General features: G+C 48.6%; 18 protein-coding genes. 12 read left to right on the forward strand and 6 right to left on the reverse strand.

Going from position 1 to position 21,945, the window contains the following annotated elements:
* Window positions 1-183 precede the first annotated feature (183 nt).
* On the forward strand, window positions 184-831 hold the full coding sequence (locus SG35_RS07015) for a DUF2959 domain-containing protein (protein ID WP_044835808.1): 648 nt from the start codon (window positions 184-186) through the stop codon (window positions 829-831).
* 439 nt (window positions 832-1,270) lie between these two features.
* On the opposite strand, the gene yjjX is transcribed toward SG35_RS07015, so the two are convergent.
* Entirely contained in the window at window positions 1,271-1,822 is a 552-nt protein-coding gene (yjjX, locus tag SG35_RS07020) for an inosine/xanthosine triphosphatase (RefSeq protein ID WP_044835807.1), read from the reverse strand.
* Window positions 1,823-2,197: 375 nt separating this feature from the next.
* Here yjjX and SG35_RS07025 point away from each other — a divergent pair, with 375 nt between their 5' ends.
* The 5 genes from SG35_RS07025 (at window position 2,198) to SG35_RS07045 (ending at window position 9,410) form a co-directional block, all read left to right on the forward strand.
* Window positions 2,198-3,439, forward strand: a complete 1,242-nt coding sequence (locus SG35_RS07025; RefSeq protein ID WP_044835842.1) for an efflux RND transporter periplasmic adaptor subunit — start codon at window positions 2,198-2,200, stop codon at window positions 3,437-3,439.
* Window positions 3,440-3,492: 53 nt separating this feature from the next.
* Window positions 3,493-4,227, forward strand: coding sequence for an ABC transporter ATP-binding protein (locus SG35_RS07030; protein WP_044835805.1), 735 nt, complete (start codon window positions 3,493-3,495; stop codon window positions 4,225-4,227).
* Window positions 4,224-6,698, forward strand: a complete 2,475-nt coding sequence (locus SG35_RS07035; protein ID WP_044835804.1) for an FtsX-like permease family protein — start codon at window positions 4,224-4,226, stop codon at window positions 6,696-6,698. The genes SG35_RS07030 and SG35_RS07035 overlap by 4 nt, the downstream gene beginning before the upstream one ends.
* An 89-nt stretch (window positions 6,699-6,787) precedes the next feature.
* Window positions 6,788-8,161, forward strand: a complete 1,374-nt coding sequence (locus SG35_RS07040) for a sigma-54-dependent transcriptional regulator (protein ID WP_044835803.1) — start codon at window positions 6,788-6,790, stop codon at window positions 8,159-8,161.
* Complete coding sequence (locus tag SG35_RS07045; protein WP_044835802.1) at window positions 8,151-9,410, forward strand: sensor histidine kinase; 1,260 nt, start codon at window positions 8,151-8,153, stop codon at window positions 9,408-9,410. Before SG35_RS07040 ends, SG35_RS07045 begins: the two co-directional genes overlap by 11 nt.
* Before the next feature lie 9 nt (window positions 9,411-9,419).
* Here the strand turns inward: SG35_RS07045 and SG35_RS07050 are convergent, their stop codons facing one another.
* The 4 genes from SG35_RS07050 to SG35_RS07065 form a co-directional block, all read right to left on the reverse strand.
* Window positions 9,420-10,310 (reverse strand): amidohydrolase family protein, encoded by an 891-nt coding sequence (locus tag SG35_RS07050; RefSeq protein ID WP_044835801.1) that lies wholly within the window; start codon window positions 10,308-10,310, stop codon window positions 9,420-9,422.
* A 50-nt stretch (window positions 10,311-10,360) separates the two neighbouring features.
* Window positions 10,361-11,086 (reverse strand): SDR family NAD(P)-dependent oxidoreductase, encoded by a 726-nt coding sequence (locus SG35_RS07055; RefSeq protein ID WP_044835800.1) that lies wholly within the window; start codon window positions 11,084-11,086, stop codon window positions 10,361-10,363.
* Between the two features lie 95 nt (window positions 11,087-11,181).
* Window positions 11,182-13,266, reverse strand: a complete 2,085-nt coding sequence (locus tag SG35_RS07060; RefSeq protein WP_053043425.1) for a PAS domain-containing hybrid sensor histidine kinase/response regulator — start codon at window positions 13,264-13,266, stop codon at window positions 11,182-11,184.
* A 265-nt stretch (window positions 13,267-13,531) separates the two neighbouring features.
* Window positions 13,532-14,152 carry a DUF952 domain-containing protein gene (locus SG35_RS07065; RefSeq protein WP_044835799.1) on the reverse strand — a complete coding sequence of 207 codons (621 nt, stop codon included), beginning with the start codon at window positions 14,150-14,152 and terminating at the stop codon, window positions 13,532-13,534.
* A gap of 314 nt (window positions 14,153-14,466) precedes the next feature.
* Between SG35_RS07065 and SG35_RS07070 the strand changes: the two genes are divergently transcribed.
* From SG35_RS07070 to SG35_RS07085, 4 genes are all read left to right on the forward strand, one after another.
* Window positions 14,467-15,891, forward strand: a complete 1,425-nt coding sequence (locus SG35_RS07070) for a sensor domain-containing diguanylate cyclase (protein WP_053043424.1) — start codon at window positions 14,467-14,469, stop codon at window positions 15,889-15,891.
* Between the two features lie 382 nt (window positions 15,892-16,273).
* Window positions 16,274-17,950 (forward strand): ATP-binding protein, encoded by a 1,677-nt coding sequence (locus SG35_RS07075; RefSeq protein WP_044835839.1) that lies wholly within the window; start codon window positions 16,274-16,276, stop codon window positions 17,948-17,950.
* A gap of 15 nt (window positions 17,951-17,965) precedes the next feature.
* Complete coding sequence (locus SG35_RS07080) at window positions 17,966-18,637, forward strand: response regulator (protein WP_044835798.1); 672 nt, start codon at window positions 17,966-17,968, stop codon at window positions 18,635-18,637.
* Between the two features lie 169 nt (window positions 18,638-18,806).
* Window positions 18,807-19,034: a hypothetical protein gene (locus SG35_RS07085; protein WP_152646819.1), complete on the forward strand. Its 228-nt coding sequence runs from the start codon at window positions 18,807-18,809 to the stop codon at window positions 19,032-19,034.
* A 36-nt stretch (window positions 19,035-19,070) separates the two neighbouring features.
* On the opposite strand, the gene SG35_RS07090 is transcribed toward SG35_RS07085, so the two are convergent.
* On the reverse strand, window positions 19,071-19,370 hold the full coding sequence (locus SG35_RS07090) for an EF-hand domain-containing protein (RefSeq protein WP_044835797.1): 300 nt from the start codon (window positions 19,368-19,370) through the stop codon (window positions 19,071-19,073).
* A 466-nt stretch (window positions 19,371-19,836) separates the two neighbouring features.
* Here SG35_RS07090 and phoB point away from each other — a divergent pair, with 466 nt between their 5' ends.
* Window positions 19,837-20,532 (forward strand): phosphate regulon transcriptional regulator PhoB, encoded by a 696-nt coding sequence (phoB, locus tag SG35_RS07095; protein ID WP_044835796.1) that lies wholly within the window; start codon window positions 19,837-19,839, stop codon window positions 20,530-20,532.
* 4 nt (window positions 20,533-20,536) lie between these two features.
* Complete coding sequence (phoR, locus tag SG35_RS07100) at window positions 20,537-21,880, forward strand: phosphate regulon sensor histidine kinase PhoR (protein WP_044835795.1); 1,344 nt, start codon at window positions 20,537-20,539, stop codon at window positions 21,878-21,880.
* Window positions 21,881-21,945 lie beyond the last annotated feature (65 nt).

Raw genomic sequence — 21,945 nt, forward strand, 5'->3', positions numbered from 1 at the left:
TGTCAGAATTTGGGCAATTATGTTATATCTTCCGGCGTGAGTTCAAGTCTAAGCGCAAGCGGGGATGGGTTTTATTGTTACTGTTTTTTTCCGCTTGCCCGGCGAGGAAAGAAAAATTTATTGGCGTATTGTTTCAGAATAAGAGATCATAAAGAAAACCCCTTAGAAAACGAAAGCTTGACCATGAGAGAATTCAAGAGTTATTTTGCCCTACTGATTTTATTTGCCTGCTTATCCGGTTGCTCCAGTGCCTATTATTCGGCGATGGAAAAAGTCGGTATCCATAAGCGGGATATCATGGTGGATCGGGTGGAAGAAGCTAAAGATTCACAGCAGGAGGCCCAACAGCAGTTTGCCAGCGCCCTGGAGCAGCTGTCGGCATTGATCGCCTTTGATGGTGGCGACCTGCAAACCCAGTATGAATTGACCAACGAGCAATATGAAAACAGCAAAAATGCTGCCGAGGAAGTCGGGGCGCGTATTGCTGCGGTGGAAAATGTCGCCGATGCCTTGTTTGACGAATGGCACGAAGAATTAAGCCAGTACTCCAGCGCTAAATTAAGACGCCAAAGCGAGCAAAAATACAAGGAAACCCAAAGACGCTATAACAGCCTGATCAAGGCGATGCACAAGGCCGAAGACCGAATGCAGCCGGTTTTAGTGGCCTTAAAAGATAATACCCTGTATTTAAAACATAACCTTAATGCCAAAGCCATCGGTGCGTTGCAGGGGGAATATCAGAGTATTAAGGAGGATGTCGAAGTGTTGATCAAGGAAATGAACCAGGCGATACAGCAGTCTCAACAGTTTATTGATTTACTGAAGAGTTAAGGTTCATTTTTCCTGTTTTTACCTTACTCGGGGGATAGCAATAAAGAGCTTTAGCCCGGTGTAAAGGTAAGAATAAATGAATCTCTCTTGCCGTTTCTCGTCGCGCCGGTCGCTGCTGTTTCATTGTTGGCCGAGCCTTTAAGCTCATAAGGCAGCGACAGGAGCAAAAGCGAAACTTTCTCCTAAAACGGCCGTTTATCCAAGGAGTTGTGCTTAGAAGCGCATTACAGGCGGCCGGTTGCAAATCAGACGAATGAATCCCGATTTTTGCTGTTGAACCATTCCCGATGTTTATTGCCGTCGAGAATGGTTTACATAGGCCATTTCAGAGAAAAAATCAGGCCCTGCCGGGTCCCCAGGGAATGGCGGATACCCGAAAAGGCACGCCGTTTTGGCCGCCGGTGTTATGATCCGGGTGATAGATGCTTTCGTCAAAGCTTTATTGATAGAGATCCGGATGAAGAAACGGCGCCATGGCCAGGATCAATGCCTGGTGGTACACGCTTTGCCGGGTTTGCTGGTGATTGGTGAGCAAGCCGATGGCGCCCCCCTGTTGCTTGATGTTCCGGGTATTAAACAGGTTATCCATCACATCGCCTAACTCTTCCCCTTGTTCCAGGGCCTGGTAAACACTTTTGGGCAGGGGTAATATCGAGGTTCTGCCAACGCTTTGTCTTTCGCCGTTATCGACAACGACATAAGCAAAAGTGGACGGACCGTATTCAAAGTTATCTACACCGCCTTCGATGGCGATATAGAAATCCGCCGCCTCGTGGGATTCTGTCTGTTGCTGGCAGTAGAGTACCCGGTTAATGGCTCCTTCCCGGGTTTCGTCTGCGCTCATGGGTTGATCCGCTACCAGGGAGGGGGCATCTTGTCCGTGGCACTGGACCTGGTGATCGGGAAATAAGCTGCTTAATGCCGTTTGCACCGCATTAATTTTAACCGGGTTAAGCGAGCCGACCACGACATTAAGAATTTCTTGCCTCATTGCTTAAAGCTCCTGTTTCTTTTTTATATTTGTTATTTTAATCATAAAAGGCAGTGAGGCGGGCAGTTTATCGTAAATTTATTTGTGAAGGGGTAAGAATCAGCGGTTCGCGTTTTTGTTCGTCTTATTGTTCGCCTTATTGTTCGCCTTATTGTTCGCCTTATTGTTCGCCTTATTGTTCGGTAATGGGTATGGCGGTACCAAAGGCGAACAGCCAGTCCTGGCTTCGGTGAAATGATTCTTCTTAAGTTGTTGTTTTTTAATTAATGTTCTTGTTGGCACGATACTTTCAATATCGAGATTATCAGCAGTGATTTGCACTTTGACTTTATCAGGCAAATCACTCGGGACAGATAAAGAGATATGGAGTTTGCCATGAAAATAGAACTGACGAAAAACCGTTATAAAAGACAAAAATGGTTAATTGCCGCGGCATTAGCTACCGGGGTTGCCTGTGCCGCCTATGGTCTCACCGGCACCGGTATTCCCGATATCGATATTGATAACTTAACTTTTGCCACGGTGCAGCAGGGAGAGTTGAACCTTTATGCCGAAGCCTACGGTGAGTTTTATTCCGCCAAAGAGCGGTTATTGACGGCGCCGGCTCAAGGCAAGGTCGCCGAGGTGTTGATCCGCCCGGGAGCCAAAGTGACACAGGATACGGTGATATTACGCTTATCGAACCCTAAGCTTGAGCAGGAATTAAACCAGGCGAAAGGTCTGCTGGCACAGCAGCAAGCGCAAAAAGCCGCTTTTGAGTTTGAACAGCAAAACCAGCGACTGAATTACCGGGGCAGTATTGCTGATATTGAAGCTGCTATTGAAGAGGCTGAGCTGGAGCTGAGTGTTAATCAGGATTTAATGTCGCGGGGTGTGGCCGCTAAAATTGAGTTGCAGCGGGCAAAATTAGCGGTTAAGCAACAAAAGAAACGTTTAGTGTTTGAGCAGGAAAAATATCAACAGTTGCAGGAAATGCAGTTATTCCAGCTTAAGCAGCGGGATATTGAAATACAGCAGCAGCAGGCGAATATTCAGGTGCTGACAGCGCAATATGAAAATATGCAAGTAAGGGCGGGCATTAGCGGCAGTGTACAGGCGTTGGAGGTTGAATTGGGGCAAAGTGTGCAGCTGGGGCAGTCGCTGGCCAAAGTGGGCAGCGATCAGGAATTGATTGCCCGCTTGCGTATCCCCCAGCGGCTGGCGGATCAAATCGATCTCAATGCCCCTGTCAGTATAGACACGCAAAAAGGCCAGGTCAGCGGCCATATTACCCGCATTGAAACTTTAGTCTCCAATGGTGTGGTGCTGGCGGAGGCGGTACTTGACTCGGCGCTTACCAGTAATGCCCGTCCGGCGCTGCCGGTTACCGCCAGCATTTTTATGAAAACAGCCCCTGATGCCCTTTATATCAAGCAGTTTTCAGGGATGCGCCCTCACAGCACACAGCAAGTTTTTGTCCGGGATGAGTCAGGGCTGGCCAGGCAGAAAGAAGTCACTTTCGGTGAACTCTCCCAGGGCAAACTCATGGTGAAAAGCGGTCTTGAACAAAAAGATGAAATCATCACCAGTAACCTGGAAGCGTTTGCCCAATATGCAGAAATTTCACTTGTACGTTAATGAACAATAAATACATAAAAAGATATCGATAGCAAAGAATTAAAGGAAAAAGCATGAAAGAAGTCAATATAGAAAGTAATTTATCAGAGCAACAAAAAGCCGTGGTGACCATGAACAATATCCATAAGTCTTATACCGGTCAGCAGATTCAAACTCATGCCTTACAGGGGATTTCCCTGGATATTTACCAGGGGGAATTCGTTGCCATTACCGGTCCCTCCGGCTGCGGCAAGTCCACCCTGCTGTCCATTATGGGCTTGATGGACAGTGCCAGTGAGGGGGATTATCAGCTTAGTGATATCCAGACATCGGGTTTAACCGTAGATCAGCGCAGCCAGATACGTAACCGTCATATCGGCTATGTGTTCCAGTCGTTTAACCTCATTGATACCTTGTCTGTGTTTGAAAATGTCGCTTTGGTATTAGAGCACAGGAATTGCCGCAAAGGTGAAATTAAAACCCGGGTGGAAGCCAGCCTGGAGCAAGTGGGCATGAGTCACAGAAAGCACTATAAGCCTAACCAGTTATCCGGGGGGCAGCAGCAGCGCATCGCCATCGCCCGCGCTTTGGTGGGAGCGCCTGATTTATTGCTGGTGGATGAGCCCACAGGAAACCTGGATACCAAAAACGGCGATCAGGTGATGAATCTATTGGCCGAACTCAATAAGCAGGGGGCAACCATAGTTATGGTGACCCATGACAGTCGTTATACCCGCTGCGCCAACCGGCAAATTCAGCTGCTTGACGGTCAGATAGTAACCGAGCAAAAAGTTAAGGGGGCGGCATGAGTATTTATAAACGTTCATTTTTACATGGCATAGGCCGGGTTTTTTCGCTGCCGCGCCTGAGTCTGCCGCTTATTGTGACCTTAGGGCTGACCCTGGCTGCGGTGCTCAGTGTTATCGCGATTGTTTCGGTATTGCTGTTTCAGCCGCTGCCGGGGATTAAGGAGGAAGAAAAGCTCCATAGTTTTTCGATGCGCCTGGAAATATCCGATAGCCTGCAAGTCTCTTTTTTCAACTGGCGCCGTATGGCGGATTTCCAGCAAAAACTTGCCGACTATGGCCTGTGGGGAGCAATACGGGCCGATGATGGACAGGCAGTGATTAATGATGTTACCTACCCTGTGACCTATTATGATGCCTCAAGCAATATCCTGGATGTTTTGGGCAGCTCTTTGCTAATAGGACAAGGCACGGATAAAACCGCGCCGCAAGAGAGTATCTGGATCTCAAATTCATTATGGCAACAGGCCTTTGCCGGCCGGGAATCGGCCCTGGGAGAAACCATTATCGCCGGTGATAAGTCTTATATTCTGGCGGGAGTGATCGAGGACATCAGCGCGGTGGCATCAGAACAAGCCATATTGGCACAACAAATCTGGTTGATCACTGAGCCACAAAAGCTGCTGGCGCAAGAAGATACCGGCAGTATAGATGCTTCTGTGACCCAGCTGCTGTTAAGAGCCGACACGCAGGCATTACCGACAAAGCAGATGTTAACTGACTGGTTCGATAACTACCTGACCTCTAATTTTGATGCGCCTCAGTTTATTGAGTTTGTTAAATCGAAACCTTTATTGATTGAGCAAAACCGCTATCGCGACAGCCTGGTACAAGAGAGTGAAACCTTAGTATTGATCCTTTTTGCCGCGGTGATCGGTTTACTGGTTATGGCCAGTTTGAATTTATTAAACCTGTTTATCGCCCACTACCAGGGACGCAGTAAAGAATTTGCAATTCAGCTTAGCCTGGGAGCAAGCCTGGCGCGATTACGCACTATGCTGATCCTGGAAAATCTGCCCAGCTTTATTCTGGCTGCCGTGTTAGGCCTGTTGGTTTCGGGCTGGGCATTGCGGGGCTTGCCTGTGATTGCCGGTGAAACCCTGCCGTTGTTGGATATGCTCGCCCTGGATATGATGACCATTATGATGGCTTTTATCATTGTGATCTTCCTGACGGTTATTTTTTCTCTGGTGGCCTTGGTTGATGTCAACAAACAAGCCCTCAATGATACCCTCAACAGCAGCGGTAAAGGCATTGCCGCCCAGAGCAAGCAGGGACTTAGCCGGCTGCTGATGATATTACAGTTATCCCTGGCCACGGTATTGTTAACCGGCTCTGTGATGCTGGCCAAGCAAAGTTATGATGTGGTTTACCAGGATCTGGGTTATCAGTTTAACAACAGTTATGAATTAACTTGGGAATATGGCGATGAAAACTGGGCCGCTTCCCTGGGAGAATTTGAACAATATGCCGGCAGTGAATATCAGCAGTTACATCAAGATTTGGCTGCCTCTATCAACGCCTTATTGCCCGGCAGTGAGGTGGTGACCACCAGCTCCAGCCCGTTAAGCAGTCAGATAGATATTAATGTGATGATGGATGAGCAGCGCTCTGAACAGGTCTTGTTTTTAAGCCGGGAGTTTAGCGTTAACTACTTTTCTGCTTTTAGTATTGAATTTGTTGCCGGCAAGGGGCCAAGCGAGCAACAAATTGTGGCAAATGAGCGGGTGATCGTGATTGATGAACGCATGGCAAATAAGCTGTTTCTCGGCGTCCCTTATCAGCAGGTGATAGGGAAAACCCTGACGCCTGGTTTAGGTGAAAATGCACAGCCCAGTGTGATTATCGGTATCGTGGTGAATACTCTTGCCCGCACCGGTTCGCTGGATGAACTGGCTTTTCCTACCATTTACGCCAGCCCGGGAAATATCAGTTCGCGTTTACGGTTAACGGTATTGATGCCGCAAGGGGAAGTCCTTGAACAGGCGGCAATCGAGCAGGCGCTGAAGCAGCAATTTCCCCGCTTGATCGATTTAAGAGTCCAGTCGCTGGCGGATCGCTGGGACGAGCAAACCCTGGAGCAAAGGATCAGTTTAATGGTGATCTTAACCATGACCGGATTAACCCTGTTTTTGGCGGTGATCGGTGTTGCCGGTTTGACCCAGCTGACCACCAACCAGAAACGTTATGAGCTGGCGGTACGTATGGCCACAGGCGCCAAACAGAGCGGTTTATTGAAAATTATTTTCAAAGAAGCCTTATGGATGTTGGTTGCCGGGTTGAGTTTAGGTTTTATCCTGTCGGTCTTTGGCTATACACAGGTAAAAGAACAGGTTAGCATGATGCCAAGTTTTGACTGGAATACCATGTTATTACTGGATATCGGCTTGATTGCCATCGTGCTGGTGGCGGTTGCCCTGCCGGCCTGGCGTATTATTAAGGCCGATCCGATGCAGGCGTTGCGGGAACTGTAAATAATCAGTGCCGGCGCGCTAAAGCAAAACCCTGCGGGGTTTTGCTTGTTTGTTATTGTTGATTTATTAGAGATAAAAGAGCATAGAAAATGGAAAAACCTGCAACTGCTGCCAGAATACTGATTGCCGATGATGACGAGGATATTCGCCTGTCATTGGCGTTATTGCTGAACGCCCACGGTTATCAGACGACAGAGGCGGCGTCGCCTAAGGAAATCGCCGTCAGGGTCAATCAGGATAACCCGGATCTGGTGCTGCTGGATATGAACTTCAGCCGGGATACCACCAGTGGCGCCGAAGGGCTGGAACAGCTGGCTTTTTTACAGCAACAGCAGTTGCCGGTGATCCTGATGACCGCCTGGGGCAGTATCGAGCTGGCGGTAGCAGGGTTGAAGCAAGGGGCAGGGGACTTTATCGAAAAACCCTGGGATAAACACCGCTTATTGCAAAGTATTGAGCAGCAATTACAGCTGCAAAAGTTAAAACAAAAAAACAGCGGCTTTGAGCAATTGCTCAGCGGCGACGGCGGTGAAAAACAAGTGTGGATCAGTGAGTCCGGGCCGATGAAGGCCCTGGATGCCCTGGTGGAGCAAGTGGCAAAAACCGATGCCAATATCCTGATCTTGGGGGAAAACGGCACCGGCAAATCCCAGCTGGCAAAGCGGATACATCAGCTCTCACACCGCAGCAGCCACGCTTTTATTGCCGTAAACATGGCGGCGATCCCGGACAACTTGTTTGAAAGTGAGTTATTCGGCCATCAAAAAGGCGCTTTTACCGATGCCAAACAAAGCCGGGTCGGGCGCTTTGAGTTAGCCGGACAGGGCACCTTGTTTCTCGATGAAATCGGCACCTTGCCGCTGACCCTGCAGCCGAAATTATTAAGGGTGCTGGAAAGCGGCCATTATGAAGTGTTAGGGTCCAGTAAAACCCAGACTGCCGATGTCCGCCTGATCAGCGCCACCAATGCCGATTTAGAGCAGCAAGTGGCGGATAAAGCCTTTCGTCAGGATTTATTGTTTCGTTTAAATACCCTGGTACTGACCTTGCCGCCGTTAAGGGAGCGTATTGCCGATATTGCTCCCCTGGTTGCTCACTTTATTGACCATTTCAGTGCCCGCTACCATAAAAAGGGCCTGGCGCTGGGTGAATGCGCCCTGGAGACGTTAAAACGGCACACCTGGTCCGGTAATGTCCGTGAATTAAGCCATGTGATGGAACGGGCGGTATTGCTGGCCCCGGATAACAGCGAAATAACTTCGTGCCAGTTAAGCCTGTCCGCCAGTAAAAGCACGGATCTTGATGTGCCCTTGCAGCCGCTGGAAGAGCTGGAGCAGCAACTGATCCGCAAAGCCCTGGCCGCCACTAACGGCCATGTCGCCAAAGCCGCGCCGCTGCTGGGACTTTCCCGTAATGCCATGTACCGCCGCCTGGAAAAATTTGGCATTGTCTATGACGCGTGAGTCTAAAGTTATTTCAGCCCTGGTACTGGTTTGTGCTGTTATTCTCTCCCTGTTAACGGCGCTGCTTTACAGCCTTAACTGGAGCCACCTCGGTGTCTTTACCTTACTGTTTATTGTGCTCTATCCCTTGATCTGGTTTAGCTGGCGGGTATGGCGCTTCTGGAGCCTGCCGCTGATGCAGCTAACCAGTTATACCCAGATGCTCAAAGAAGGCGAGCATCGCCAGCAATTACTGGCGGCGGGGAAAAACGAGCTTTTTAGCGAATTACTCAGCGAAATTGAAAGTTTAGCCGAGGTGAAAAGCCGTGAGCAACAGCAGCTGGTCACGGTTGAGCAGCTGGTGAGCCAGATCATGGATAGCTGGCATTTACCGGTTTGCCTGTTTAATGATAAGAAAACCTTGCTTTATAGTAATAATGCCGCCAATACCTTGATCCAGCAGCCGGTGCTGCAGGGAAGACCGGGTGAGGAAATGGGATTTTGCTGGCAGCAAGACGGCATCGGCCATCCCGCCTTTGCCGCCGGTTGGGAAGTTAATACCATAGAATATCACCAGCAGGGGCAAAGTTACTGGTTGTTTTCTGCACTTAATATCAGTGACAGCCTTAACCAGGCGGAGATCACCAGCCAGAAAAATATTGTCCGGGTCCTGAGCCATGAATTAAGAAACTCACTGACACCTATGGCTTCGATGGCGGATACCTTATTAAGCAGCGAGCAGTTTTCGCCTCCCCAGGTGCGTATGGTGCTTGAGCGTATTTTACAGCGCAGCCAGCGTTTACTTGGTTTTATCCAGCAATATGCCAGGTTAAACCAGTTGCCGCCGGTAAACTGCAGCTGGTTTGACTTTACTAGCATATTAGATGAAGCCCGGGGTATGCTGGAGGAGCAGGTCCAGGTCAATTATCTCGGTGAAGCCTTATGTTATGGCGATGCCGGGCAATTGAGCCAGCTGTTGATTAATCTGTTGAAAAATGCCGTTGAAGCCAAAAGCCAACAAAGTGATGAGGACCCGGTAATAGATATCAGTCTCTACCATGAAAATAACCAGCAGTTTTTAACCGTCAAAGATAACGGCCCGGGGTTTGCCAATCTGGACAATGTGCTGACGCCTTTTTATACCACCAAATCCGGCGGCTCAGGCATAGGATTGGCGTTATGCGCGCAAATCATCCGCTTGCACGGCGGTGAACTGATCCCACAAAACGGTGAAAACGGTGCCGTGGTCAGGATCAGTTTGCCTTTTTAGCTTTGACCTTTAGGCAAAACCGTACCAGGTGGCGGCATTATCATAAAGCAGTTGCTTAAGCTGCTGTTCGTTGTAGGCAAGTTTAAGGTAATCTTGCCACAAACCACTATAAGTGGTGCTAAATAAACATAATGGGAAATTACTGGCGAGCATCACCCGCTGCTGGCCAAAGGCTTGGAGGCATTCGGTTATCACGGCTCCCGCCCAGGATAGCTGATATTGGCGCTCGGCTATTTCCCAACCGGAGCATTTTATGGCCACTGAGTCAAAAGCACTTAAACGTTTCAGGCCAGATAACCAGGTTTGCCAGTCAGTTGCCTGCTTATCTGCTTCCGCCGTTAACCTCTCAAGGTAGGGAGGCCAGCCGGCGTGGTTGATGATGACTTTTAATTTTGGCACTTGCCCGAGTATTTTGGCCAGCATAGTGACGGCTTTAGCGTTTGACAGTGGCATCTGCAGGTCAAAACTTAATCCGGCATCGGCTAAGCGTCCCAAATTAGCCTGCACCTTGGGCTGTTCAAGTAATGCTATTGCCTGTTGATCGAGAATATGGCGACAACCTGTCACCGAGGGGTAAGCGAGCAGTTGCTGCAGCTGCTGTTCAAATACCACCGGCTCAAGCTCAAGGTCGATAAAAGCGACGCTTTTAAAGGGCAAACGGCAGCTTTGCTCCAGGCAGGCTATTTCTCGCCAGGGGCGGGCATTGTCAAATCCCGCTTCAATATGGACAAAACCCGCCAGGCTCAGAGGAGCCGGGGTTAAATCGGACTCGGTGAAGTTTTGGTTGATCTTGCCCTTATCTTGCCAGAAAGGGGGATTCTCTGCTGCTAACCAGGCATACTCTCCCTGCTTTAAATCGAACAGGTGCAGGTGGGGATCTATGATATTTTCAAATGGCATAGGCTAAGGCTTGTTTGTCTTATGGTTAAATTTCTTATTTTATAACAGCTTTATTGCGTGGTATAGCCGCCGTCTATCACCTGCAGACTGCCGGTGATAAAGCCGGCTTTGTCTGAGGCAAGAAACAATACCAGTTCAGCCACTTCTTCCGGTTGGCCAAGCCGTCCTAAAGGTTGCAGTTCCGCTTCTTCTTTGTGCACCTGGCTTTTATCTGCACCGGAGCGCCGGCAGTAGTTATCGATCGCCTTATGGTACAAAGGGGTTTCTATGGTGCCGGGGCAAACGGCATTGGCGCGGATATTATAACGGGCGTAATCCAGGGCGGTGGTTTTGGCGATAGAGGCCAGGGAAGCTTTGCTTAAGTTATAGGCAAAAGAATTTTGTTTGGCGATCAGCGCCTGATCGGAAGAGATCAGGATAATGGCACCGCCCTTGTTGGCTTTCATATTGGGCAGCACGGCCTTGATTGCGGCATAGGCACCTTTGACATTGATATTAAAAACCTTGTCCAAATCTTCTTCCGGGGTGTCTTCGATAGTGGCGGAGTAATGGATACCGGCATTGGACACTAACACATCTATGGCATGCTCCCGGGCAATCTCTGCGATGATGCGGTTAACTTCCTGCACCCGGGTAATATCACACCGGCGAAATTCGCCTTCGCTTGAAGGGGTTAAATCCAGATTAAAGACCCGGTAACCCTGGGTTAAAAACTTCTTTACTATGCTCAGGCCAATACCTGAACTGCCGCCGGTGATGATACATACCCTTTTCATTGCTTTATTTTATTCCAGTAGTGATTGGCAAAATGCTTTGTTAAAAGGCTAAAGATAATAAAGCTTAGCGGCTTTTTCTGCCAGTACTAATGCCGTTACTTAACCTTCTGCTCCGGTCTTTCCCTGGTCAGGGGGCGCTCAGGTAAATGGCTGAGCAGGGTCTGGTATAAAACTTCCGGGGTAATGGGTTTCGTCAGGTGGGCGGTCATGCCGGCTTCGCGACTACGGATAATATCCGCTTCCATGGCATGTGCGGTCATGGCAATCACAGGTAAATGTTCGAGTTTTAATATTTTACGTATATGGCTGGTGGCACTCAGGCCGTCCATTTGCGGCATCTGGATATCCATCAGGATCAGGTCGTAGTGGCGTTGCTGTATTTTTTCAATAGCAATCAGGCCATTCTCGGCCAGGTCTATATTGACCCGGCTGTCTTTGAGAAACCCCTGGGCTACCCGGCAATTTAACTCGTTATCATCGACAATTAGGATATCAAAGCCGGAAAAGTCGGGCACGGTCGCTTTTTTTCTCTCGGTTATTGCGCTGGCTTGAGGGGGCAGGCCGGGTATTTCTGCTTTTATTTTGCGATTTATCAAATCCTTGGCCAGGGTTTGTGGGGTTGGGGTGGTCAAAATCGTGGAAATGGCATCTACCAGGGTCGACTGGCTCACGGGTTTTTCGATAAATTGATGAATGCAGGTGCCGCTTTTTAAGGCATTGTTTTTTGCTTCATCTTTGTCAAATGCCGATACCATTAAAATTGGCGGTGCTGCCGAGTCATGCAGCCGGTAAATTTCCCGGGAAGCCTCAAGCCCGTCCATGTCCGGCATGCGCCAGTCCATCAATATCAGATCATAAGGGCTTTTTTCAGTTCGCGCCTGCTTGATTTTCGCTATGGCATCCATGGCATTATCCACTTGATCTGCACTAATCCCCAATGAACTGAGCATGGCTAACAGTACCATTCTCGCGATTCTGGTATCGTCGACTACCAAGACTTTGAGGTTTGCCACCTGCTGCTTCTCGATCGGCTGCTGGTTGGCCTGTTCTTTCGTTTGCCCGAGCCGGACGGTGAAATGGAACTGGGAGCCCTGACCCGGCTTGCTGTTAAGCCAGATATTGCCGGACATCAGTTCGGTTAACTGTTTTGATATCGCCAGGCCAAGCCCGGTGCCGCCATGTTTGCGGGTCATGGAGTCATCTGCCTGGGTAAAACAGTCGAATAAGTTTTTTTGCTGTTCCTGGCTGATACCTATGCCGGTATCGATGACTGTGCAGTGTAGTACCAGATGTTGATCGGTTTTTCCTTTAACGCGTACTTTCAGGCAGACGGTGCCGATGTCGGTAAATTTTACCGCATTGTTGAGCAGGTTAACCAGGATCTGCTGTAAGCGTAAAGGATCTCCGATTAATTTCTCGGGAATATCACTGGCAATATCCGTGATCAGCTCTATGCCTTTAAGATGGGCATTGATGGCGGTTAAATTGATGCTCTGGCGGATCAGTTTTTCCAGGCTGAAAGTGGTATGTTCCAGGGTCAGTTTGCCGGCTTCAATCTTGGAAAAATCCAGGATATCATCAATTAAATTAAGCAGGCCTTCCCCCGAGCTTAACAGCTTTTCCATATAATCGAGTTGCTCAGGGTTAAGCTCAGTGTTCATGGTGAGCCGGGTTAGTCCCAGTACCGCGTTCATCGGGGTGCGAATTTCGTGGCTCATACGGGCGAGAAATTCAGACTTGGCTGCGGTTGCCTGCTCGGCTTTTTCTTTTTCGGCCTGAAGGGATTGCTGAGCTTTTTCATGGTCGGTAATATTGCGGCAGATCCCCAGCAGACCTATAACTTTCCCCTGGTCGTTATAAATAGGGGATTTGAGGATATCGAGCAATATTGTTTCATGGCCCTGTTTTACCCATTGCTCACGCCTGACGGGATTAAGGGTTTGTAATACCTGATGATCGCTGGTGCCGAGCCAGGTCGGCATATCCGCCTTGGCAAAAAGTTCTTCATCCTTAAAGCCGAGGATCTGTGTGCAGGGAAGCTTGATGAATTTGGCAAAGGCCTCGTTGACCGCCTGGTAGTGTAACCGGATGTCTTTGGCAAAAATAAGATCAGGGCTGGCGTTAAGTGCGCTCTTTAAAAAAGAAATCAACTGTTTATCTTCAGGCTCGATTTCAGCCATAACCGGATCCTTTTGTGAAAATAAATCGTAGCGTTAATGAAGTTCACTTAGCGTAAGTATTAATCATCATTAACAAAATTGCATGGCAATATCGCTTTAGGCTGATCATTTACTTTAAGAAATACACGCAGGCCTGCCGGTGTAAAGTTGCTGGCAGGGCCTTGCTTAAGGGGTAAGCTAACGAGCTGCAGTCATGGCGTTTAAGCAAGGCTAAAGAGGCGATAAACGGGGATAATATTTACGCCTCTGTTTTTGTGAAAGGGAATTAAATGTTTTTGATTTCGAAGTTGCCGTTGGTGTTTAAGGCGATAGGCACAGTGCGAACGACCGCATCCATATTTAACGGACCATAGATATGAGGGTATAAGCCGCCGGTGGCAGGTTCCCATTTTACTTCATTTGTTACCCTGAACTTATCCACCACCATGACCAGCGGCTCTATGGTTTTTGTGTAATATTTATTGGCAATGCGGGTTAACTGATGTTTGGGAGATGCATGGATAAAACCTTCTTCGGTTAATGAATCCCGCACCAGTTCACCGCTTTGCTGGGCTTGCTGGTATTCTGCCTTAGATGATAACAGGTAAATATAATCTTCACTGATGCCGGCGAACATCCGGATAAACAAGGCGGTAACTGCTGCTTGTTCGTTGTCTTGATAGATATAATCGACACGGAATTTGCCGGTTAAGTTATTACCGGCCCGGGTTTGGCAGACGATGCTGATTTCCGCCTGTGCGGTCCAGTCATTGCGGGCTAACCATAGCGGTGTATTGGCAAAAAAAATATCACAGTCTGTTTTTTCAAAGTGATATTCCTGGCCAACCTTGAGTGATGAATAGTGATCGGCTTTGAGTACCGAGTTGATTGCGAGTGATAAAGCCACTTTTACCTCCTTGGTTGCTTTGTCTAGATGGTAAGTCACTATAACCTTACTAGGCAAGCACTTATGCATAAAAGCGTTTATTACCGGGAGAATACGGTTTTTTATTAAACATTTTTCTTATAAGTCTATCAATTTACTTTAGAATATATACACTGAACCTGGATGCGAAATAGGGGCACTCCGTCGGCGCCGAACTCATGCACTTATCGATTAACGAGGGCGAATTGTACACATGAAGGCACAAGTAAACGCTTTTCGCTGTTACGGCGCTATAGAGCCGAAAGCATACCGACAGAACTTGAAGTGGAGCCGTGATGCGTCTTATTAAATCCTTTCAGCGCAGTATGTTCCTGTTATTCACCCTGGTTGTGATCGCCCTCAGCTATGGTTTTTATCTGGCTATCAGCCATATCGTGGTGGAGCAGAGCCGCATCCATCATCAGTCGGTTGCACCGGTTTTTTCTTTGATCAACGACGAGTTGATGTATCCCCTGCATGTTTCCCAGACCCTGGCCCATTCCAGGACCCTTAAAAAACTGATGAATGCCAAGGAGATAGATCAAGGGGCTATGACAGACTTTCTCGGCGGGCTTGAAAAGAATTTAGGCCTGTCTTTTTTTGCCGCCAGCGAAAATACCCTGCGCCAGTACAACTCTGACGGCAGCTCCTTTGCATTAACCCCGGGTAAGGTGGAGTGGTATTTTAACTTAAGAACAGCCCAGGAGAACTTCTTTGCCGAATTAGGGCAAAAAGAAGATGTTCACTTATACCTGGATTTAAAAGTTTTTAATGACAACGGCGAGTTTCTCGGCTTTGTCGGCATAGGCAAAAGCCTGCGTCAGTTCTGGCAGAAGTTTACCGAGCATAAGCTGGTTTTTGGCTATGATCTGATGTTTGTTAATAACAAAAATCAGATCTTATTATCCTCTGATGAAAACTTACACGCCAGCGCGACCCGTCTGGTGCATATGCAAGAGCTGTCCTGGTATCCACAGGTTGAAGACAGGGCTGTGCGGGGAGAAAGCCTGAACAGCAGTGTGATTCATATTGAAAAAGAAGAGTTTCTGCTTTCTGAAATTTATATCGATCTACTGGACTGGAAACTGTATTTACTGTCGCCGTTAAAATCGAGAAAAGCAGATATCACCCGCAGCTTCGTTATTAATGTTGCGATTATTTTCGCCCTGATAGTGTTGCTGTTTATTTGCGGTCATTTCCTGATCCGTTATTTTGCCCACCACTTTCAACACACCTTACACCGGGATGCCCTGACCGGGCTGGCAAACCGTACCCTGATAGAGCAAAGCTATGCAAAAATCATTGACGCCGGTGATGCCTTGAGTGTGATCATGATAGATATAGATCATTTTAAAAACATCAATGACAGCTTTGGCCATAATGCCGGCGATCAGGTTATCAAGCAGGTGTCCGATTTATTAAAGCATAGCGTGCGCGAGCTTGATATTGTCGGGCGCTGGGGCGGTGAAGAATTTATTTTACTTTTGCCCGGGGCAAACCTGTCCCTGGCCCAGGCGGTAGCAGAAAGAGTGCGGGTATTGCTGGCAGCGCAAAAAATAGATCACGGTGACCAGCAGATATCGGTGACCGCCAGCTTTGGCGTGACCTATAGCGAGCTGGATATCGAGCTGAAAAAAGTGGTTGCCGTGGCTGACAAAGCCCTCTATCAGGCGAAAGCGCAAGGGCGTAATAAGGTGTGTTCTTTGCTTAATTTCAATTGACGATAAAAGTGCATGGGTTAATCACTGTCCGGTTTGTTGTTGCCGCTTAGGGTAAATGCTTGCTCGCCTGCCGTCCACTTATTCACCTATCACCGAGCGTTGTGAGGTGCTGCCTTTTCATCGGTGGCTAAATGTGCAAGAAATAAGGAAGTTTTACTGCCGGCTTTATTGTGCCTTGCCACTGCTTTATATTACTAACAAACTGTCATTGTTGAAAAAATAGTCTAAGTGTTTTATGCAAACCTGTGTTTCCCGGCGTTTTCATCGCTGAAAATGGCTAAGCCTTAAGAAAATGCTGTTAAAAGCTATCAAAAAACTACCGGGTGCTTTATCTTGGGCCCTAGTAAGAAAACTGACCGCGGTGTCGACACTTAGTGTAAATATGAGAATTCACAATAAACTTTTTTTAACGCTTTTTATCTTTAGCCTGGTATTGGTAACCACTCTGGTCACTCTGGTGCAATGGAGTATAGGTAAGGGCATGGTGGATTATGTCAATACCCGGGAAATAGAAACATTACAACCGTTAGTGATTGAGTTATCTCAGATATACAGGAGCCAGGGCAGCTGGCAAAGCATGGCGGACCAGCATGTCAGGTTGCAACAAATGCTCAGTACCCATCTGGCCGGCAGTGACTTTGCGCCGCCGGGGAGCAGAAAAAGCCGTTCGAGCAGGGCTGAAAATCGTATCAGAAATGATACTCTGACCGGCAGCAGGCCTGATATCAATCAGGCGCCTTCGTTTCGCAGACCACCACAAGCGCAAGCGGGAGAGCCCCGAGACAGGTTTATGCCACCGCCGCGGCGCGACGGCCGCCCCCCGAGACCGGGTGAACAAAGGCCGGGAGAAAACAGACCTATGCCAAGGAGGGGAGAATTTCCACCTCCTCCCCAAGGAGATAACTTCAGGCCCCGACCGCCTGAGCAGCAAGGTTTTCGCCCTTCACCCCAAAGTAACAGGCTCCCGCCTGGGCCGCCTGAATACCGGGTCAGTTATGCCGTGCTGGATCGGGATAAAAAGTATGTGGTGGGTGATTATCCGCAAAACCGGGAATATGTCTATACCGAGATCCCGCTGGCGGGAGAAACCGTAGGTTATTTGGCGGTATCAAAACGTAATGAACTGACCCGGGGTTATGAACTGGACTTCCTTGAGCAACAGCAGGATTATTTGTGGTTTATTGCTCTGCTGGTGATGTTGTTGGTGATCCTGGTGACTTTGCCGCTGGCAAGGCATCTGGTGTTACCCATCCGGCAGTTAACCTCGGGCATGCATAAGCTGACCCAGGGGGATTACCGGCAAAGTCTGGATTTGAAACGCCGGGATGAATTTGGCCTGCTCAGCCGTGACTTTAATGAACTGGCCACCACCTTAGAGCAAAATGAAAGCGCCAGAAAGCGCTGGTTAGCCAATATCTCCCATGAATTGCGCACCCCGGTGGCGATCCTGAGGGGAGAACTGGAAGCTATGATAGACGGCATCAGGGCGCTGAGCCCGGAAGGGATCGCATCCGCCAATCAGGAAGTTATGCACCTGCAGCGGCTTATTGAAGATTTACATCAGCTGACCAGCGCCGATATCGGCGGTATGACCTACCGTAAACAAAAACTGGATTTGAGCGAATTGCTGGCTAATGAGCAGGTGAAATATCAGGGCTACCTGGCGGATGTCGGCCTGGCGTTTAAGCTTGTTGTGCCGGTGCAAGCGGTATGGATACATGCCGATCAAACCCGGTTTTGCCAGCTGCTGGATAACCTGGTGAATAACTGTATCAAATATGCTTCCAGCGGCACTCAGGTGCGCATTACCTTAGAGCAAAAGCAAAAAACGGCCTGGTTATTTATTGAAGATGACGGTCCCGGGGTGGATGACAAACACCTGGCGCATTTATTTGAGCATTTATACCGCACCGATGATTCCCGCAACAGCCAAACCGGGGGCACAGGCCTGGGCTTATCTATCTGTTCCCATATTGTTGCCGCCCATCAAGGGGAAATTTGTGCGAATCATTCGACCTTAGGGGGACTTAACGTTACTATTAGCCTGCCGATTATTTAAATTTTTCTGAAAAATATGCAACAAAATAGTATTTTAATTGTTGAAGACCAGATCAAACTCGCCCAGTTATTGGCGGATTATTTTAGCCAGTCACAATTTCAGCCCCATTGTCTGCATGACGGCAATGAGGTTATTCCCTGGGTCAAGGCGCATCAAGTGGATGCCATTGTTTTAGATGTGATGCTGCCGGGGAAAGACGGTATGCAAATCTGCAAAGAAATTCGCCAGTTTTCCAATGTGCCTATCCTGATGGTCACGGCAAGGGTTGAAGAAATCGATCGCCTGCTCGGGCTGGAGCTGGGGGCCGACGACTATATCTGCAAACCTTTTAGTCCCAGGGAAGTGGTGGCCAGGGTCAAGGCCGTGCTGCGCAGGACTCAGACGGTAGAAGCGCCGAGCAAGCAACTTGAGCTTGATGATGAGCGTTATCAGGCCAGCTACAACGGCCAGACCTTAGCGCTAACCGCGGTTGAGTTCCAGTTGTTGAAACCGCTTAGCCGCGAGCCGGGACGGATATTTTCCCGGGAGCAGCTGATGCGCAGCATGTATAATGATGACCGCATTGTCAGCGACCGTACCATCGACAGCCATATTAAAAAGTTACGTAAAAAACTCACCGATATCAGTCCGGATCAGGAGTTGATCCAGTCGGTATATGGCGTGGGTTATCGTTTGATTAACGAATAAAGCGAACACCGGGAGCCTTTACATAAACTCCGGGCTTGAGGCCAACTTGGTGTGTTATGGCCGCGCTTACACTTTAATATTAAGCTGTGATTCTTCCGGGGCCCCCGCAGCTCTACACCCGCCAACTTGCCCACCTCCCGGGCGTTAAAACCGACATCGCTCATCAGTTGTGCCAGCTATTTTCCCGGGGAAATACCGCCTGGGAAAAGTCTCTGCCAGGCTGGTGGCATCTGTTTATGACAAGTTTTTCGACTCAAACTGGGCCAGGGGCTCCATGATCAGGGTTCTGTTGTCTTCGCTTAAAGGCGACGGAGAAGGAGCTGAAGTGTCCCTCGGGGCTGAAGTTGAAACACTCAGCTTGTTATTGATGTTAACACTTATGGTTTCCCCTTATTAAAGCGGTTGTCTTTCTGTTTTACGTACATTCAGTCGTTTAGTTTCTTGGTCTTCTTGGCGGTTTATGACTGGTTAATTCTGTTTCTGTGATAATGCCGTCGCCGTCGCTGTCGATATGGTTAAAGATGGTTTCATGATCGCCGCGTGGCACCGGATGCTGGCTGAACTCGTCTAAGGTCACGCTGTTATCGCCGTCTAAGTCAAGCTGGCTGAATTGCGGCGGACCCCGTCTTTGGTTACGGTCATTTTGTCCGTAATCGCCATCCGCGCCGTAACTTAGTTGGGAATATAATATCAGGCTAAGCAGGGGGATTAGTTTTGTGCTGTGAGTTTTCATTTTACGCTTCCTTTTTGTGTTAAAGGGGGATTGTTTTGGTGCGGGAAATCTTCCGGCAATGATCAGTGTATGGGACAAATGTTTAAGAAATGTGCAAAAAAAGAGAAAGCTGTGTAAAGTTGATTTAAGAGCTTTACCCGGCCAGCCGGTGTAAAATTATTTTTGCGCTTGCAGCTTCATTTCTCATCAGCGTTCAGCCGGGCAGGTGAGCAAATTTTATCCGTGATAAGCTCTTAGTTGTGAGCAGGGGGAAAGTGGCGCGATAAAATGCCACGAAAAGGGCAAAGGGCTCCCGTTTTTGCTTGCGTAACGCCCGCTATTAGTTAATTATTACGCTAATTTATTCCTTGTCATAAAAGTGTCATCTAATTTAAGCACAATGGCTTTGAGGAGTGTGATATCAGCTTATTGCTGCCAAGCACTTGCCTATTACTTGCTTAAAATAAAAATTTATCAGGAAATTTGTATGAACCGACAAATTTTGGTTGTTGAAGACGAAGCACCAATCAGGGAAATGATCACCTTTGTATTAGAGCAAAATGGCTTCAATACCATTGAAGCCCAGGATTATGAGCAGGCGATGTCTAAAATTGGCGAGCCCTATCCTGATCTGATTTTGCTGGACTGGATGTTGCCCGGCGGCACCGGGGTTAAGCTGGCGAAAAGCTTAAAATTGAATGAATATACCCGCAATATTCCCATTATCATGCTGACGGCGCGTACCGATGAAGATGATAAGGTGAAAGGGTTTGATGCCGGTGTTGATGATTATGTCACTAAACCTTTTTCACCCAAAGAGCTGATTGCCCGTATTAAAGCGGTGATCCGCCGGGTATCCCCGACGGCGCTGGAAGAAGCGATTGAATTCCATGGCATGAAACTTGACCCCGTGGCACACCGTGTTTCTATCAATAATGCCAATTTAGACTTAGGGCCGACCGAGTTCCGCCTGCTGCACTTTTTTATGACCCATACCGAGCGTGTCTATAGCCGCGAACAGCTGCTCGACAATGTCTGGGGCACCAATGTTTATGTCGAAGACCGTACCGTCGATGTCCATATCAGGCGTCTGCGTAAGGCGATTACCGGGCACGGGCATGAAAACTTTATTCAAACGGTACGCGGTTCAGGCTACCGATTTTCCGGGAAATTAACTAGTTAGGCTTATGCATTTTCGTTTATCTGCGCGTTCTGTTTTTATCCGGTTACTGCTTGTTTTACTGCTAAGTGCGGCCCTGGGTTTTATCTTTGGGGTTGCACTGCCGGCGCTGTTGATCGCCACGCTGGCGTTATTGATCTGGCATTATCACCACTTATTTAAGCTAATCGACTGGCTATGGAAAAGTAAGGCGATTTCGCCGCCCCAGTCGGAAGGAATTTGGGGGCGGATTTATGATGGTTTGTACCGTCAGATCAAACAGCAGCGAAACAAGCAAAAAGCATTAAATGAACGTATCCGCCGCTTTCGCGATGGCGCCGAAGCTTTACCCGATGCCGCCCTGGTGCTGGCGGATGATCTCACCATACAATGGGGCAATAAAAAAGCCCACCGTTTGCTGGGCATCCGCTGGCCCGGCGATCTCGGACAAAGAATCGACAACCTGCTGCGGGCGCCGGAATTTGCCAAATATCTGGAAACCGGGGTTTATGATGCCCCTTGCCTGTTAGTTTCGCCGGTCAATAATGAGGTGCAGCTTGAGCTCAGGTTGATGGCCTACGGCAGCGACCAAATTTTATTGCTGGCCAGGGATATCAGCCGCATCCACCGTTTGGAAGAAATGCGGCGGGACTTTGTTGCCAATGTTTCCCATGAGCTAAAAACGCCGCTAACGGTCGTGCGCGGTTATGTTGAAATGATCCAAACCACTGAACATGCCCTCGACCCCCACTGGTTGCAGGCTTTTAATACCATAGAGTCCCAGGTGACCCGTATGGACCGTTTGGTGGAGCAACTGCTGATTTTATCCCGGGTGGAAATACAGGCGGATGTCGAAACCAATACCCCGATAGCCATGCCTAGGTTAATCAGCCAGTTGGTTGATGACGCCCAGTGGCTCAATCAGGAGAAACAGCACAAAATAACGCTTGAGCTTGATGAAAGCCTGGGGATCACCGGCGTAGATACCGAAATTAAAAGCGCCTGTGCTAACCTGATTTCCAATGCCATTGCCTATACCCAGGATAGCGGCAATATCCAGGTATGCTGGCGCCAGGACGGCAATAAGGGCATTTTTTCCGTTAAAGATGATGGCCCGGGCATCCGTCCGGAGGATATCAACCGTCTTACCGAGCGTTTTTACCGGGTGGACAAGTCCCGCTCCCGTGATACCGGCGGCTCAGGGCTGGGGCTGGCGATAGTGAAACATGTGCTGCACCATCACAATGCCGAGCTGGGGATTAGCTCTAAGGTGGGTAAAGGCAGCGAGTTTGTCATTTATTTTGAGCAAAGCCGCTTGATTGACTTAAGCGAAACACAAGTTCAGGAAGGAGCGGCGTTGACTGACGCCTGATTATTTCTCTGCAGGGGGGAGACAGTAAAAAACGACTAAAGGTATTAACTTTAGTCGTTTTTATT

Origin of the sequence: Thalassomonas actiniarum (assembly GCF_000948975.2) — a bacterium.
Classification (GTDB): Bacteria; Pseudomonadota; Gammaproteobacteria; order Enterobacterales; family Alteromonadaceae; genus Thalassomonas; species Thalassomonas actiniarum.